Source organism: Xanthomonas sp. WHRI 1810A (assembly GCF_040202885.1).
In the GTDB taxonomy this organism is placed as follows: Bacteria; Pseudomonadota; Gammaproteobacteria; order Pseudomonadales; family Pseudomonadaceae; genus Aquipseudomonas.
The window spans coordinates 240,282-255,210 of sequence record NZ_JBEGED010000004.1 but is presented as its reverse complement, the minus strand read 5'-3'; the positions used below and the strand labels follow the sequence as shown (position 1 = coordinate 255,210).

15 protein-coding genes are annotated in these 14,929 nt (G+C 62.1%); 5 read left to right on the top strand and 10 right to left on the bottom strand.

What is annotated here, in order from left to right; translation table 11 throughout:
• Positions 1-18 precede the first annotated feature (18 nt).
• Entirely contained in the window at positions 19-753 is a 735-nt protein-coding gene (locus tag ABQX22_RS08985; RefSeq protein ID WP_349798595.1) for a 4'-phosphopantetheinyl transferase family protein, read from the bottom strand.
• Positions 754-935: 182 nt separating this feature from the next.
• Entirely contained in the window at positions 936-1,742 is an 807-nt protein-coding gene (locus tag ABQX22_RS08980; RefSeq protein ID WP_349798594.1) for a dienelactone hydrolase family protein, read from the bottom strand.
• Between the two features lie 208 nt (positions 1,743-1,950).
• Here ABQX22_RS08980 and ABQX22_RS08975 point away from each other — a divergent pair, with 208 nt between their 5' ends.
• The 4 genes from ABQX22_RS08975 to ABQX22_RS08960 all read left to right on the top strand — a co-directional run bounded on the left by ABQX22_RS08975 (position 1,951) and on the right by ABQX22_RS08960 (position 6,165).
• A complete protein-coding gene (locus ABQX22_RS08975; protein ID WP_349798592.1) occupies positions 1,951-2,385 on the top strand; it encodes a hypothetical protein in 435 nt (144 codons plus the stop codon).
• 40 nt (positions 2,386-2,425) lie between these two features.
• Complete coding sequence (locus ABQX22_RS08970; RefSeq protein WP_349798590.1) at positions 2,426-3,103, top strand: response regulator transcription factor; 678 nt, start codon at positions 2,426-2,428, stop codon at positions 3,101-3,103.
• A complete protein-coding gene (locus ABQX22_RS08965) occupies positions 3,100-4,443 on the top strand; it encodes an ATP-binding protein (RefSeq protein WP_349798588.1) in 1,344 nt (447 codons plus the stop codon). The genes ABQX22_RS08970 and ABQX22_RS08965 overlap by 4 nt, the downstream gene beginning before the upstream one ends.
• A 387-nt stretch (positions 4,444-4,830) precedes the next feature.
• Positions 4,831-6,165, top strand: coding sequence for a dicarboxylate/amino acid:cation symporter (locus ABQX22_RS08960; RefSeq protein ID WP_349798586.1), 1,335 nt, complete (start codon positions 4,831-4,833; stop codon positions 6,163-6,165).
• A 73-nt stretch (positions 6,166-6,238) separates the two neighbouring features.
• Here the strand turns inward: ABQX22_RS08960 and ABQX22_RS08955 are convergent, their stop codons facing one another.
• Both ABQX22_RS08955 and ABQX22_RS08950 read right to left on the bottom strand, forming a co-directional pair.
• On the bottom strand, positions 6,239-6,733 hold the full coding sequence (locus ABQX22_RS08955; protein ID WP_349798584.1) for a SprT family zinc-dependent metalloprotease: 495 nt from the start codon (positions 6,731-6,733) through the stop codon (positions 6,239-6,241).
• Positions 6,734-6,927: 194 nt separating this feature from the next.
• Positions 6,928-7,530 carry a Yip1 family protein gene (locus ABQX22_RS08950; protein WP_349798582.1) on the bottom strand — a complete coding sequence of 201 codons (603 nt, stop codon included), beginning with the start codon at positions 7,528-7,530 and terminating at the stop codon, positions 6,928-6,930.
• A 263-nt stretch (positions 7,531-7,793) separates the two neighbouring features.
• Between ABQX22_RS08950 and ttcA the strand changes: the two genes are divergently transcribed.
• Entirely contained in the window at positions 7,794-8,672 is an 879-nt protein-coding gene (gene ttcA / locus ABQX22_RS08945) for a tRNA 2-thiocytidine(32) synthetase TtcA (RefSeq protein ID WP_441005257.1), read from the top strand.
• A 137-nt stretch (positions 8,673-8,809) separates the two neighbouring features.
• On the opposite strand, the gene ABQX22_RS08940 is transcribed toward ttcA, so the two are convergent.
• From ABQX22_RS08940 to lhpI, 6 genes are all read right to left on the bottom strand, one after another.
• Positions 8,810-9,727, bottom strand: coding sequence for a dihydrodipicolinate synthase family protein (locus tag ABQX22_RS08940; protein WP_349798578.1), 918 nt, complete (start codon positions 9,725-9,727; stop codon positions 8,810-8,812).
• 163 nt (positions 9,728-9,890) lie between these two features.
• Positions 9,891-10,928: a trans-3-hydroxy-L-proline dehydratase gene (locus ABQX22_RS08935; RefSeq protein ID WP_349798577.1), complete on the bottom strand. Its 1,038-nt coding sequence runs from the start codon at positions 10,926-10,928 to the stop codon at positions 9,891-9,893.
• Positions 10,929-11,069: 141 nt separating this feature from the next.
• A complete protein-coding gene (locus ABQX22_RS08930; RefSeq protein ID WP_349798575.1) occupies positions 11,070-11,792 on the bottom strand; it encodes an amino acid ABC transporter ATP-binding protein in 723 nt (240 codons plus the stop codon).
• Positions 11,785-12,435, bottom strand: coding sequence for an amino acid ABC transporter permease (locus ABQX22_RS08925; protein WP_349798573.1), 651 nt, complete (start codon positions 12,433-12,435; stop codon positions 11,785-11,787). Before ABQX22_RS08925 ends, ABQX22_RS08930 begins: the two co-directional genes overlap by 8 nt.
• A 9-nt stretch (positions 12,436-12,444) precedes the next feature.
• Positions 12,445-13,110, bottom strand: a complete 666-nt coding sequence (locus ABQX22_RS08920) for an amino acid ABC transporter permease (protein ID WP_349798571.1) — start codon at positions 13,108-13,110, stop codon at positions 12,445-12,447.
• Positions 13,103-14,872: a cis-3-hydroxy-L-proline dehydratase gene (gene lhpI, locus ABQX22_RS08915; RefSeq protein WP_349798569.1), complete on the bottom strand. Its 1,770-nt coding sequence runs from the start codon at positions 14,870-14,872 to the stop codon at positions 13,103-13,105. Before lhpI ends, ABQX22_RS08920 begins: the two co-directional genes overlap by 8 nt.
• Between the last annotated feature and the right edge of the window lie 57 nt (positions 14,873-14,929).

Genomic DNA, 14,929 nt, shown 5'->3' with positions numbered 1-14,929 from the left:
TCGCGGGCAAGCGCGCTCCTACAACTGCTGCGTGGGAATACTGACCAAACTCAGGATTTGCCCATGCTGCACGCTGAACTGCGCATCCAGCTCCTTGCCGTTGTGCCATTCGGCGGACAGGTCGATCTTCAAGCGCAGCCGTGCACGGCCGTCGTCGGACCATTGCAGAAGTTCGGCGTCCTGAAAATAGAAGCGCGTGAGCACCAGCGGGTAGAGCGCCTTGAACAGGCTTTCCTTGAGGGAGAACGTCAGGGTCACGCGTTGCGCCATCCGCTCTTCAGGCCCTGCGGCCATGCGTTCCATCTCCTCGGGCATCAGGATTTCCCCGGCCAGTCGCGCGGCACGCTCCGGGGCGAGCAGGTTTTCTATGTCCATCCCCAGCCCGCGCCAATCCTGCTTGCGCGCGACGATGGCCGCCGCCCACCCGGTGCTGTGGGTGATGGAGCCGCAGACATCCTCCGGCCATACCGGCGCACGGTCCTCCCCTATCAGCGGCACGTGCACGCGACCGTCCAGACGCCGCATGGCTTCCCGCGCGCACAGCCGGCCGGCCAGGTACTCGGTCTGACGCTTGGCGACGGATCGCTGGATGCTGGCGGGGGGATCGATGAGGCAACGCTGAAAATCACCGTCGGCCAGCTGCCTCGGGTCGAACAGGCTGCTGATCAACACCGCGCCCGGCACTGGGTGGGGCAACGGCCAGTGGTGGTCGAGGGCGGGGCAGCAGAGGGGGAGCGCAAGGGATTGGGTCATGGCCGGCATTTTGCCGGGTGATGGGGGGGAAGTCATGTGCGACGCAGATTTGAATTGTAGGAGCGCGCTTGGCCTGGGCCGCATCCGGACGATGGCGTTGTGTCAGACGGTGGATCCATATCTGATACACCGCCATCGTCCGGATGCGGCCCAGACCAAGCGCGCTCCTACAGGGGGCTGCGTTACATCGATGAATTCTTGGAGAACGCTTCTTTAAGGAAGCCTTTCATGTCCGCCCACGAGCTCATGTCCGCTGCCTTGTTGTAACCGATGTCCGGGCCGCCATGTTCGCCGTGGCTGAGTTTGTCGGCGTCCGGGTTGGTGAAGCCGTGCTTGGCGCCGTCGATGCCGACGAATTTGTAGTCAGCCTTGGCTGCGTCCATTTCCTTTTTGAAATTGGCGACGTTTTCCGGCGTGACCATGGTGTCGCCGTTGCCGTGCTCAACCAGGATCGGGGCCTTGATGCTGCCCGCAGTGGCCGGCGTATCGGTCACCAGCGCGCCGTGGAAACTCACCACGCCCGCCAGGGGTTCGCCGCGACGGGCTGCGTCGAGCACGATCTTGCCGCCGAAGCAGTAGCCGATGGCCGCGATCTTGTCCGGGTTGGTCTCGGGTTGTTTTTTCAGTTGCTCAAGGCCTGCATCAAAGCGCTTGTTGGCCGCAGCGCCGTCTGCCAGCGCAGCCTTCATGAAGGCCATGGCGTCGGCCGGGTGCTCGGTGTTCTTGCCTTCGCCATACATGTCGATGGCCATGGCGCTGTAACCCAGCACGGCCAGGTCACGGGCGCGGCGCTTGGCGTATTCGTTCAGGCCCCACCATTCGTGGACCACCACGATGCCGGGCCTCGGGCCCTTGATGGCATCGTCATACGCGTAATAGCCGACCAGCTTGGTGCCGTCGGCGCTTTGGTAATCGATCTGTCGGGTCTGGACTTCGGCCTGGGCAAGACCTGCCAGGCACATCAAGGTAAGCGCGATCAACAACCGCATGTTCAATCTCCTTCTTATAGATAGAGGGGCTTGTTTGCCGTTTCAGCCTGTGGCGTGTGAGCCTAGACCATTGTGTCGCTAGAAATCGGACCCCGTGCGGTACATATGTGTTCAGCACAGGTTCAGTTCGTGTTCAGGAGGGGTTCAGCGCAGGCTCCGTACTCTGGCCCTGTATCCAAGAGGGCGCCCGGCGCCGGAGGACCTGCACATGCTGACGTTCAACAAGCTTTTTCTGGCCCTGGCCTTTCTCGGCAGCAGCGCCGCTGCCCAGGCCACCGAAGGCACTGCTGATATTTCCCGCATCGACTACGGCAAGACCACCGACAAGCCCGATCGCCCCAGTGGCGTGCGCCGCAGTGTCAGTGGCACCCGCGCCAACGGCCTTGAGACCTGGGGCCAGAGCCTGAGCCAGCAACATGTCGATCACGTCTACTGTGTCAGCTTCGAAAACCTGTCGGCGACCTACAACGGGGTCAAGGTGCGACAGGAAAATCAACTCGGCAGTTACGATGTCGGGGCAGCGATGGCCAGTGCGTCTAGACTGTTGGACGCCAGCGCCTCGACCCGTAGCGTCGCCACGGAGCCGTCGTCGAGTTTGAGTCAAGGGCCGGGCAACTACCTGCCCACCCAGTATTTACTGTAAACCGTCTGTCGAGGGGTGTGCCTGTGCCGGGGAGTGCGTCATGAAATTGCTGGTTGTCGAGGATGAGGCGTTGTTGCGCCATCACCTGTTGACGCGTTTGACCGAAAGCGGCCACGTGGTCGAAGCTGTGGCCAATGCCGAAGAGGCGCTGTATCAGGCCGGGCAGTTCAATCACGACCTGGCGGTCATCGACCTGGGCCTGCCCGGCATGGGAGGGCTGGACCTGATTCGCCACCTGTGTGCCCAGAACAAGGCGTTTCCGATCCTCATCCTCACGGCCCGTGGCAACTGGCAGGACAAGGTCGAAGGCCTGGCGGCGGGTGCCGACGACTATGTGGTCAAGCCGTTTCAGTTCGAAGAGCTGGAGGCGCGGCTCAACGCCTTGTTGCGCCGGGCCAGCGGCTTCACCCAATCGACGATCACCGCCGGCCCGCTGTTGCTGGACCTCAACCGCAAGCAGGCGGTGCTCAGCGACACGCCGCTGGCGTTGACGGCCTACGAGTACCGGATTCTGGAATACCTGATGCGCCATCATCAGCAGGTGGTGCCCAAGGAACGTCTGATGGAGCAGTTGTACCCCGACGATGACGAGCGCGATCCGAACGTGATCGAGGTGTTGGTCGGTCGGCTGCGGCGCAAGCTCGAAGGCCCGGACGGCTTCAAGCCCATCGACACCGTGCGCGGCCTGGGCTACCTGTTCACTGAGCGCTGTAAATGATTCGTTCGCTGCGCCTGCGGTTGATGCTGGCCGCCGCCACCCTGGCGGTCATCTTCATGTTGCTGATGCTGCCGGCGTTGCAGAGCGCGTTCAGCCTGGCGCTGGAAAGCTCGATTGAAAAGCGCCTGGCCTCCGACGTCACCACGCTGATTTCCGCGGCGCGGGTGGAAGACGGTCGCCTGCTGATGCCGACACTGCTGCCCGGCGAGCAATTCAGCCTGCCGGACAGCCGCTTGCTCGGTTACATCTACAACCGTCAGGGCAAACTGGTCTGGCGGTCCCGCGCGACTCAGGACGAAGACATCGAATACCAGCCGCGCTACGACGGGCGCGGCAACGAGTTCGCCAAGATCCGCGAAGCCAACGGCGAAGAATTCTTCGTGTATGACGTCGAGATCAAGCTGCTGGGCGGGCGCAACGCGGCGTTCAGCATCGTGGCGCTGCAACCGGTGCGCGAATATCAGGAAGTCATCTCCGGGCTTCGGCAAAAACTCTATTTCGGTTTTGGCGGCGCGTTGCTGGTGCTGCTGGCTTTGCTTTGGGTCGGGCTGACCTGGGGCCTGCGCGCGTTGCGTGGCATGAGTCAGGAACTGGATCAGGTGGAAGCCGGCTCGCGGGAAAGCCTCAGCGATGAACACCCCAGCGAGTTGCTGCGCCTGACCGATTCCCTCAACCGGCTGCTCAGCAGCGAGCGCGAACAGCGCATTCGTTACCGTGATTCCCTCGACGACCTGGCCCACAGCCTGAAAACCCCGCTGGCGGTGTTGCAGGGCGTCAGTGAAACCTTCGCCAAGCGCCCGGAAGACGTCGAGCAGGCGCGGATTCTGCAATCCCAGATCGAGCGCATGAGCCAGCAGATCGGCTATCAGCTGCAGCGCGCCAGCCTGCGCAAAAGCGGGCTGGTGCGTCATCACGTCAAACTCAAGCCGGTGGTGCAAAGCCTGTGCAACACGCTGGACAAGGTCTACCGGGACAAGCAAGTCACCGTGGTGCTCGACCTGCCGGACGATTGCCAGGTGCAGATGGAGGAGGGCGCGTTGCTGGAGATGCTCGGCAACCTGCTGGAAAACGCCTACCGCTTGTGCCTGGGCGAGGTGCGGGTGCGCTGGAAGCCGTCGATCCTGGGCGATGAGCTGTGTATCGAAGACGACGGCCCTGGCGTCCCGGAAGACCAGCGCGCGCGGATCCTCGAACGCGGCGAACGGCTGGACCGCCAGAACCCGGGGCAGGGCATCGGGCTGGCGGTGGTCAAGGACATCATCGAAAGCTACAGCGCGCGGTTGACGCTGGGGGATTCGGATCTGGGCGGGGCGGCGTTTCGGATTCATTTCAAGATTTGAGCGCTGCCCTCGACCCTGTAGGAGCGCGCTTGCCCGCGATTGCGGCGTGTCAGCCAATAAATGTGTCATTGAGCCACCGCCATCGCGGGCAAGCGCGCTCCTACACACAGCATTGCGGCGGATACCCGCCACCTGTCCTGCCTTTTCGCCCTGATCAGGCGGAAAACCGCCACATCCTTGTTGCTTTCCCCGCTACCCTTATTGCAACAATCCTTGTCCGTCGTGGCTATTGGCCCTTTTCCTCAACATGGCACGCCACTTGCGATACAGCGCAGAGGTCTGCCCCGCGCAGCTCGACAAAACAAATCCCTCCATCGCAGGAGGGTTCGTACTTTAGGCGTCGTTGTATCAGTGGATGATGCACGCGATGCTCTTGAGGAAACTGCAATGACGACTCGTCAGCCACTGTACAAATCTCTGTATCTCCAGGTAATCGTTGCCATCGTTATTGGTATCGCACTCGGTCACTGGTATCCCGACACCGCCGTAACCCTCAAGCCCTTGGGTGACGGATTCATCAAACTCATCAAAATGGTCATTGCACCGATCATCTTCTGCACCGTCGTCAGCGGTATCGCGGGCATGCAGAGCATGAAATCCGTGGGCAAGACCGGTGGCTACGCGCTCCTCTACTTCGAAATCGTGTCCACCATCGCGCTGCTGATCGGCCTGATCGTGGTCAACGTCGTGCAACCGGGCGCCGGCATGCACATCGACGTCACCACCCTGGATGCTTCCAAAATCGCCGGGTATGTCACCGCCGGTAAAGACCAGAGCATCGTCGGCTTCATCCTCAACGTAATCCCGAACACCATCGTCGGCGCCTTCGCCAACGGCGACATCCTGCAAGTGCTGATGTTCTCGGTGATCTTCGGTTTCGCCCTGCATCGCCTGGGCGCCTACGGCAAGCCGATCCTGGACTTCATCGATCGCTTCGCCCACGTCATGTTCAACATCATCAACATGATCATGAAGCTGGCGCCACTGGGTGCGTTGGGCGCCATGGCGTTCACCATCGGTGCCTACGGCGTGAGTTCGCTGGTGCAGTTGGGCCAGTTGATGCTGTGCTTCTACATCACCTGCCTGCTGTTCGTCCTGCTGGTGCTGGGCGGCATCGCCCGCGCCCACGGTTTCAGCGTGCTGAAGCTGATCAAGTACATCCGTGAAGAACTGCTGATCGTGCTGGGTACCTCCTCTTCGGAATCGGCGCTGCCACGCATGCTGATCAAGATGGAGCGTCTGGGCGCGAAGAAATCGGTAGTAGGCCTGGTGATCCCGACCGGCTACTCGTTCAACCTGGACGGTACCTCGATCTACCTGACCATGGCCGCCGTGTTCATCGCGCAGGCGACTGACAGCCACATGGACATCACCCACCAGATCACTCTGCTGCTGGTGTTGCTGCTGTCGTCCAAAGGCGCAGCCGGTGTGACCGGTTCGGGCTTCATCGTGCTGGCGGCGACCCTGTCGGCGGTAGGCACCTTGCCGGTCGCTGGTCTGGCGCTGATCCTAGGCATCGACCGCTTCATGTCTGAAGCCCGCGCCTTGACCAACCTGGTGGGTAACGCCGTTGCCACCCTGGTGGTTGCCAAGTGGGTCGGTGAGCTGAACGTGCCTCAGATGCAATCCGAGCTGGCGTCCGGTGGCCGTGCCATCGACGAAAACCGTCAGCTGGACGATCTGGGCGTGGCCGAAGGCTCGCCAACGGTTGAGCGTACGTAACATCGCTTAACGGTCGTACACCTGAAAAAGCCTGTCTTCGGACAGGCTTTTTTTTGCGCGCAATAAGCGAGGGCTATTCGACCCGCGTCTCGCCGCTGAACACCAGCACCTGGCGACAGCTGCGGCACAGGTAGCGGCGTCCCTTTCTCACCAGCTTGTGGCGCTGGCCGGAAAACGCGAAGTCGCTATCAGGGCAGGGGCAGCGGTAGATATAGCGGGTCACGCTGCGGCGCTGGATTTCATAGGTGTGGCAGCGGTTGGGCGGCAGTTCGTACACGCCGCGCATGATCAGCTGCCATTCCTCGCCATGGGGGGCGATGGTGTCACCGAACAGTTGGTGGGCGATGAGGTGCGCCACTTCGTGGGGGACCGTCTGACGCAGGAAGTCTTCGCTGTTTTCAAGGTACAGTTGTGGGTTGAAGCGCAGCAGGTTCTCGTGCAGATGCGCCACCCCCGCCTTCTGGCCGCGCAGCTTGAGGCTGACGACAGGACGCTTGAAAGGGCGTTTGAAAAACTCTTCGGCTTGCTGGTAGCAGGTTTCGACGCGGGTATTGAGTGGCTCGGGCATGCTTCATCGGTCTCCAGAGGAGGCGAGTATGCCGTAAACGCCGGGCGAACCGAAAACCCGTGCCGCCGAATGGTTGTGTGATCGCTGTTGCCGTCCTTGTAGGGGCGCGCTTGCCCGCGATACGTTGGGTCAGTGCCAGATTCGTCGTCTGACACAGCGTAATCGCGGGCAAGCGCGCTCCTACAACGGTGCACTCAATTGGTGTACTCCGGCCCTATCCCAATCCCCCACAGCACCACCGTAAACGCCATGATCGCCACCAGCACCACCAGACCCACCGCCAGCACCGAGCTTGAGAACATGAACCCTTCATCGGCAGGGATGTTCATGAACACCGGCAAGCCCACATACAACAGGTAAACCGTGTAGCACACCGCTGACACCCCCACCATCATGCCCAGCCACATGTGCGGATAGAGCGCCGCCAGCCCGCCGATGAACAGCGGCGTGGCGGTGTAGGTGGCAAACGCGACACAGCGGGCAAGGCTCGGCGTCGCGTCGTAGGTGCGCGCCATCCAGTGGATGAACCCGCCCATGACGCCGACGCCGCACAACATGGCGATGTACGACATGAGGGTCATCCACACGGCGCTGTCACTGGTCAGCATCACCGGCGCACGGTTGCCGATCACCCACCCGACCTGCGTGGTGCCGATATACGCCGACACCGCAGGGATCGCCGCCAGAATCAGCGTGTGCGTGAGGTACATGTGGCTGATGCTTTCTTCTTCCTCGGCCCGTATCTGCTGCCATTCCTGATCGGGGTGCGTGAACAGCCCCCAGACGTGATGGATCATGCCCGTTCTCCTCGGCTAAACCTGTTAGCTCACCTTTGAGTATAGGAAGCGGCAGGCCTTGCAAACTGGGGCTTTAGAGTCATTGGGACTCTCAGCGGCCCGGCTAATAGCTGCATGCAATGAAAACCGTCAATTGTAGGAGCGCGCTTGCCCGCGATTGCGGTATGTCTGTAACCCATTGATTGCCTGACACACCGCAATCGTCCGGATGCGGCCCAGACCAAGCGCGCTCCTACAGGGGGTCATTACCGGTACAGAGGTTTATGCGTAAAATACCGCCCCTCTCCACCCCCCATCCCGAACGGACACCAGCAGCCATGGGCACCCTTTCAGTCAATCAGAACAAACTGCAGAAGCGTCTGCGCCGGCTGGCAGGCGAGGCCGTCGCCGATTACAGCATGATTGAAGAGGGCGACAAGGTCATGGTCTGCCTGTCCGGCGGCAAGGACAGCTACACCTTGCTCGACGTGCTGATGCATTTCCAGAAAGTGGCGCCGGTGAAATTCCAGCTGGTGGCCGTCAACATGGACCAGAAACAGCCAGGCTTTCCCGAGCACGTGCTGCCGGCCTACCTCGAAGGGCTGGGGGTCGAGTACCACATCGTCGAAAAAGACACCTATTCGCTGGTCAAGGAGCGGATTCCCGAAGGCAAAACCACCTGCTCGCTGTGTTCTCGCATGCGTCGCGGCACGCTGTACACCTTCGCGGACCAGATCGGCGCGACCAAGATGGCCCTCGGTCATCACCGGGACGACATCGTCGAAACCTTCTTCCTCAACATGTTCTTCAACGGCACGCTGAAGGCCATGCCGCCGAAACTGCGCTCCGACGATGGCCGTAATGTGGTGATCCGGCCGCTGGCGTACTGCGCCGAGAAGGACATCCAGGCGTACTCGGACCTCAAGCAGTTCCCGATCATCCCGTGCAATTTGTGCGGCTCGCAGGAAAACCTGCAGCGGCAGGTGGTCAAGGACATGCTTCAGGAGTGGGAACGCAAGACCCCGGGCCGCACCGACGGCATTTTCCGCAGCCTGCAGAACGTGCAACCGTCGCAATTGGCCGACCGCGCGCTGTTCGACTTCAACGACCTGCGGATCGACGAAACGGCTGCTTCGCGGTTTGTGGATGTCGTCAATCTCTAGCGTTAGTTGATGCGGCTGACCGCCGTGGGAGGGAGCTTGCTCGCGATGGCGGTGTGTCATCCACCTGATTAGGTTCAGGTGAAATGTCATCGCGAGCAAGCGCCCTCCCACATGGCAGGCAGGCGAAGGAGTGCGTGTTACAACCCCACCTCCGGCAACACCGGCCGATTGGCGAGCGCGGTCTTCATGAGTTTTTCCACGTACTCGCGATCAACGTCCGGCAGGGCCAGGCGCGGTGGGCGGGTAAGGGCGCTGCCGCGTTCCATGATCGCTTCGCACAGCTTGATGCACTGCACCAGGTCCGGCCGCGCATCCAGGTGCAACAGCGGCATGAACCACTCATACAGCGCCATCGCTTCGGCAAATCGCCCGTCACGGGCCAGACGGAACAGCGTTTCGCCCTCTTTCGGGAAGGCGTTGGACATCCCCGACACCCAGCCCACCGCGCCTACCGCCACGCTTTCCACCAGCACGTCGTCGAGGCCCGCGAACAGCACAAAGCGGTCGCCCACTTCATTGCGCACGTCGATGAAGCGGTTGGTGTTGCCCGAGGAATCCTTGAAACACACGATGGTGTCGCAGTCCGCCAGGGAGATCAGGATGTCCGGCGTCACGTCGTTTTTGTAAATCGGCGGGTTGTTGTAGACCATCATCGGCAGGTCGGTGGCGGCGGCCACGGTGCGGAAATGCGCGGCGGTTTCAAAAGGCTTGGCCGAATACACCAGCGCCGGCATCAGCATGATCCCGTCCGCGCCGGCTTTCTGTACGTCCTTGGCCACGGCGCTGGCGTTGGCGCTGGTGAACTCGGCGATCCCGGAAATCACCGGCACCCGACCGGCCGACGCGTCCTTGGCCGCTTCCACCAGGCTGATTTTCTCCGCCACGCTCAGCGAGGTGTTTTCCCCGACCGTGCCGCAGATCACCAGGCCCGACACACCGTCGCGGACCAGGTTGGAGATGACCGTGTGCGTCGCCTCCAGGTTGAGGGAGAAGTCGGCGTTGAATTGCGTGGTGACGGCAGGAAAGACACCGCTCCAGGTTACGGTTTTGCTCATGAGTCGCTCCATCTTTTGGATAAGGGATTTCGTATACGTTAACTTCCAGGCAAACCACCATCCCCTGTAGGAGCGCGCTTGCCCGCGATCACGGTGTGCCAGTCAACATATGCATTGCAGACGGACAGCATTCGCGGGCAAGCGCGCTCCTACAAAGCGGTGTTCATAACTTCAACCCAACCGGCCAGGTATCCGTCAACTTGTACCCCTCCGGCCACGGATCTGTCGGGTCCAGCATGTGTTGGTGCGTACCGGTGATCCACGCGCGGCCCGACAGGCTCGGCACAATCGCCTTGCGCCCGGCCACGTCGGTTTCGCGCTGGATCTTGCAGTGGAATTCCGAGCCGATGATCGAGCGCCCGACAAACCGGTCGCCGACCTTCAAAACGCCCTTGGCGTGCAATACCGCCAGCCGTGCCGAGCAACCAGTGCCGCAGGGTGAGCGGTCGATCTTGCCGGGACGGATGACCACCGCGTTCGCTGCATTAGCCACACCGCCGTCGTAGTTCACCGGCGCGGCGATCTGGCAGAACGAAATGTGGTTCCAGTCCTTGTTGGTCGGGTGGTTGAAACCCAGCTGTTCATTGGCGGCTTTGGTGATCTTCAGACCCGTGTCCACCAGGTCTTTGGCCTCGTCAGCGGTCAGGGCAAAGCCCAGTTCTTTGGAATCGACGATGGCAAAACTGTCGCCGCCGTACGCGGTGTCGACCTTGATCGAGCCCAGCCCCGGCACCTCGATCCACACGTCCAGCTGATCGGCGAACGAGGGCAGGTTGTACACCTCGACGCTCTGCACTTTGCCCTCACGGCACTGGGCAATCACCTCGATCAAACCGCCCGGCGCCTCTAGCACCAGCCGGGTTTCCGGTCCAGTCATCGGCAGAATGCCGCTGTCCAGCAACACCGTGGCCACGCACAGCGAGTTGGAACCAGACATCGGCGGCACGTCGGCGGGCTCCATGATGATCCAGCCCATCTGCGCCTTCGGGTGCTTTGGCGGGACCAGCAGATTGACGTGTCGGAACACACCGCCACGGGGTTCGTTGAGCATGAAGTTGCGCAGCACGTTGTCCTTCTCGATCCAGCGCGACTGCTCCCAGATCGTGTCGCCCGGCGGTGGCGCGACGCCGCCGACGATCACATCGCCGACTTCCCCTTCCGCGTGGCAACTGACCACATGAATCACTTTCGATGAGCGCATTGCCTGCTCCTCTTGTCGTAACCACTGAGTGAACGCGTTCCTGTAGGAGCGAATTCATTCGCGAGACGTCAGTACGGACGACAAATACCTGTCTGCCGGAATATCGCTTCGCGAATGAATTCGCTCCTACAGGTCCGATGTCTAATTGATCGAGCGCAAAAAATCGGCTGTTTCCGGCCGTTGCGGGTTGCCGATGACCTGGTCCGGCGTGCCGATCTCATGCACCAGGCCGTTACGGAAAAACGCCACGCGGTCGGACACATCCCGGGCGAAGCGGATTTCGTGGGTCACCAGAATCATGGTCATGCCGTCCTCGGCGAGCATTCGCATCGTGTCCAGCACCTCGCCCACCAATTGCGGGTCCAGCGCCGACGTGGCCTCGTCGAAGAGCATGTAATCCGGCGACATCGCCAGGGCCCGCGCAATCGCCATGCGCTGTTGCTGCCCCCCGGACAGTTTGCCGGGGAACACTTTGAGCTTGTCTGCCAAGCCCACGTGGGTCAGTTGCTTGACCGCCAGCGCCTCGGCCTCGGCCTTGCTTTTACCGAGTACAGTGCGCGGGGCCAGCATCACGTTTTCCAGCACGGTCAGGTGCGGGAAGGCGTTCCACTGCTGAAAGACAATGCCGATCTTTTGCCGCAGCTTGTTGATGTCAGTGCTCCTGGCGTGCACCTCGGTGCCGTCGACGCGAATGCTGCCGCTCTTGATCGACTCCAGGCCATTGATGCACATCAGCAGCGTGGACTTGCCCGAACCCGAGCCGCCGATGATCGACACCACTTCGCCTTTCTCCACCTTCAGGCTCACGCCCTTGATCACCTCAAGCTCGCCGAATGATTTGTGTACGTTGTCGATCTCAATCATTTTCCTGCCACCTTGTTTCCAGCCGGGCGCCCAAGCGAGCAACCACCAGGCTCATGACGTAGTAAATGAGGCCTGCGATGCACAGCACCAGCAGCGGTTCTTGAATGCGCGTGACGATGGTTTGCGAGGCGCGCAGCAGTTCGACGATGCCGATCCACATCACCAGCGCGGTGTCTTTCATCACGCCAAGCAACAGGTTGATCCAGCCGGGGAAGGCCACGCGGGTGGCCATGGGCATGACGATCTGGCGCAAGTCCTGCCAGTACGTCAGGCCCAGGGAGCGGCTGGCGCGGCGAACGCTCATCGGCACCGACAGCACGCCGCTGCGCACGATCTCCGTGCAGTACGCAGTGACGTACAACCCCAGCACCACACAGGCCACGGTGAACGCGCTCCAGTTCAGGCCGACGATGCTTTTAAGCGCGTTGAACAGCACGAACTGGATCAGCAACGGCACGCTGCGAAACACGTCCAGCAGCCACGCCAGCGGCAGGGTGCTGCGGGGCAACAGGGCCCGCGACATGCCGCAGACCACCCCGGCGAGCGTGCCGATCAGCATCGAAATCACGGTCAGCAGGATCGTGACCCACGCGCCTTGCAGCAGGAAAAGCAGGTCGTTCCAGGAGAAGCTGGTGGTGAACATGGTCTTCCCTCAGTACCGGAACAGGCGCCAGGACAGCAGGCGCGCGACGCCCACGATCAACTTGGCGATCAGGTAATACAGCACCGCCGCGATGGCGAAGAACTCGAAGGTGCGGAAGGTCTTGACGTTGTAGTCCTGGGTCACGCCGGTCAGGTCGTTGTTGAGGCCGACGATCACGCCCATCGAGGTCATCAGCACCGCCCAGACCATCTGGTTGGTCAGGGGGTAGAACACGATGCGCAGCAGTTGCGGGATGACGATCAGCCGGTACGCCTTGGCCGCGCTCATGCCCAGGGAGCGGGCGGCGCGCAGTTGGGTGTCGGGCACTGCCTTGAGGCCGCCGCGAAAATTCTCGGCCAGGTAACCGGCATTGTTGATGGTGATGCCGGCCAGCAGCGCCGCCCACGAACTGATGTGAATCCCGAACGAGCCCAGGCCGAAATACAGGATGTACACCTGGAACAGCGACGGCGTGTTGCGCGCGATGGAGATCCAGGTCGCGGCAAAACCTCGATACACGCGGTTGTCGCTCTGGCGCATGAAGGTCAGGCACAGGGCGATGAGCACGCCGAGAATCATCGACAGCGCGGCGGTTTCGAAGGTCACCAGCGCGCCGTCGAGCATGTCCGGCAGGGCTTTGAACGCCGCGCGCCAACGGAAGCTGTAATCAAACATGGGCAGCGGCCTCCGCGGGTTCGGCAGCCTGCAACCAAGTCGGCAAACGCCCGCTGGCCTGGCCGCTGCAGGCGCTGTCGACGCATTCGGCCAGGCTTGCGAAATGCACGCGGCGGCCCACCAGCCCCGGTGCGTAATGAGCGTACTTGCCGGAATTGGTCATCAACGTGCGCGCGGTGGGCGGGATCACCGGCTCGCCGAGCATGCACCAGCAGGTGTCGGTCACAAATTGCACGCCGAAGGTTTTCAGGGCCTCGGCGAAACCTGCGTGCTCGGCGTTTTCCAGCGTGGCGCGGCCGCAGGTAACGACGAGGGCGACGTCCGGGTGCTTGCGTTTGCCGTCGCAGAGCCGGGCCAGCGTCGCGCATTCGCTGAGGGAAAAATGCGGATTGCCCAGGGTGATAGCGTGCACCTCCGGGCTTTGCGCACTGTTGAGTTCGCGCCAGCTGCCGAGCAGGTCATGCAGCGTCACGCACAGAATATTGGCTGGCGGAATTCCGCCCATGGCCTGTTCGACGCTGTCGGCTTCAGGCGTGACCCCTGCAATATGGAACATCGGCGCGGCGGAGGTTGTGGCGAACGCGGCACCGAAGGCTTTCAGATCGTCCAGCGTCGGCGCCCGGTGTTGCAGGCCGCAGACCACCGGGATCTCGGCGCCACACAGCAAACCGACGTGGTAACCGAGCAGGGGGTAAAAACTGTCGTCCAGCGCCTCCAGGGGCGGCAGCTCGATGTGCAATGTGGCGTGGCGTTGATCGGTCAGGTGACAGCCGATCTTCGGCGCGCGGCCGGTGAGGGCGATGCAGATGTCCAGGTAATCCGGGTATTTCAGGGTGCGCGCGCCGATCACGCTGTTGGCGTAGACGACGGCGTTGGATTCGGCCCAGACGATCTGTTCGCCGAAGGCCGGGGCGCTGTCCAGCAGGTAGGGCGCGCAGGTGAAGCTGACGGTCGCGCCCATTTCCAGGTAGGCATCGCCCAGTTGGCTGGCCGGTTCGCCGAGGGCCGGATCGACCCCGAGTTCGCGCCAGCGGCGCTTGTCCACTGAGATAGAATTGAGTGTGGTGGGCACGCGCACGTTGGCGCCCCAGTCCACCAGTTGCCGGGCAAAGCGAAGGCTGGCCGGGCCGGTGTAGATGCAGCCGTCGATGTGCGCCTGGGTGATGTCCAGCAGTTCGGTCGCGCCTTGCAGCTCGGCCATGCGCACGACAATGCCCATGGCCACTTGCGCGGCCTTCCCCTGAACGCCATCGAGCAGGGCCTGGTCGGTTTCGGTCAGCGTGACGTGGGAATGGATGACGTTGAACGTCGATGGCGGGGTTGTGGCCAACGCAGGCGGCGCGCTGTCGAAACAGGTGAGTCGGTCGTTCTCGATGCGCACGAACGGCACGCCGCGCAAGGCTGCGAAGCCGTCCACGCCGAGGCTGATCACCGGTACTGATTGATCAAACATCTGCTCGGCCACCAGCACGCCGAGGGTCAGGATGTCTTCGACCCGTTCGAACACCAGCGCGGCGGGCGCATGGCCGTTGAGGATCAGCTCCAGCAACACGCTGCTGCCGGTGCACGAGCCGCGTCCGCTGGGGATGGCCAGGATCCGGTCGGTGATGACCTGCCCGCTGAGCGGGTGATGACGGTCGATGACTTCCCCGGTGAACGGCTCAACCCCACCCCAAAAGCTGAGGCCCACCTCGGCGTACAGCAACGCACCTTGCGCCACGCCTGCCACCAGACAGCGACCGTGCAACGAAACTTCCGACATCCTGGGCTCCTGTGGTTGGGGTGCGGCTTTGATCGTTCCCACGCTCCGCGTGGTAAC

What these genes read in the sequence shown, in the direction of transcription:
- ABQX22_RS08950 (WP_349798582.1), bottom strand. Translation starts at nt 7,530, where the DNA reads ATGATCCATCACGTCTGGGGGCTGTTCACGCACCCCGATCAGGAATGG.
- ABQX22_RS08985 (WP_349798595.1), bottom strand. Translation starts at nt 753, where the DNA reads ATGACCCAATCCCTTGCGCTCCCCCTCTGCTGCCCCGCCCTCGACCAC.
- ABQX22_RS08935 (WP_349798577.1), bottom strand. Translation starts at nt 10,928, where the DNA reads ATGCGCTCATCGAAAGTGATTCATGTGGTCAGTTGCCACGCGGAAGGG.
- ABQX22_RS08970 (WP_349798590.1), top strand. Translation starts at nt 2,426, where the DNA reads ATGAAATTGCTGGTTGTCGAGGATGAGGCGTTGTTGCGCCATCACCTG.
- ABQX22_RS08920 (WP_349798571.1), bottom strand. Translation starts at nt 13,110, where the DNA reads ATGTTTGATTACAGCTTCCGTTGGCGCGCGGCGTTCAAAGCCCTGCCG.
- ABQX22_RS08980 (WP_349798594.1), bottom strand. Translation starts at nt 1,742, where the DNA reads ATGCGGTTGTTGATCGCGCTTACCTTGATGTGCCTGGCAGGTCTTGCC.
- ABQX22_RS08965 (WP_349798588.1), top strand. Translation starts at nt 3,100, where the DNA reads ATGATTCGTTCGCTGCGCCTGCGGTTGATGCTGGCCGCCGCCACCCTG.
- ABQX22_RS08975 (WP_349798592.1), top strand. Translation starts at nt 1,951, where the DNA reads ATGCTGACGTTCAACAAGCTTTTTCTGGCCCTGGCCTTTCTCGGCAGC.
- lhpI (WP_349798569.1), bottom strand. Translation starts at nt 14,872, where the DNA reads ATGTCGGAAGTTTCGTTGCACGGTCGCTGTCTGGTGGCAGGCGTGGCG.
- ABQX22_RS08925 (WP_349798573.1), bottom strand. Translation starts at nt 12,435, where the DNA reads ATGTTCACCACCAGCTTCTCCTGGAACGACCTGCTTTTCCTGCTGCAA.
- ABQX22_RS08930 (WP_349798575.1), bottom strand. Translation starts at nt 11,792, where the DNA reads ATGATTGAGATCGACAACGTACACAAATCATTCGGCGAGCTTGAGGTG.
- ABQX22_RS08955 (WP_349798584.1), bottom strand. Translation starts at nt 6,733, where the DNA reads ATGCCCGAGCCACTCAATACCCGCGTCGAAACCTGCTACCAGCAAGCC.
- ABQX22_RS08940 (WP_349798578.1), bottom strand. Translation starts at nt 9,727, where the DNA reads ATGAGCAAAACCGTAACCTGGAGCGGTGTCTTTCCTGCCGTCACCACG.
- ABQX22_RS08960 (WP_349798586.1), top strand. Translation starts at nt 4,831, where the DNA reads ATGACGACTCGTCAGCCACTGTACAAATCTCTGTATCTCCAGGTAATC.
- ttcA (WP_441005257.1), top strand. Translation starts at nt 7,794, where the DNA reads ATGCGTAAAATACCGCCCCTCTCCACCCCCCATCCCGAACGGACACCA.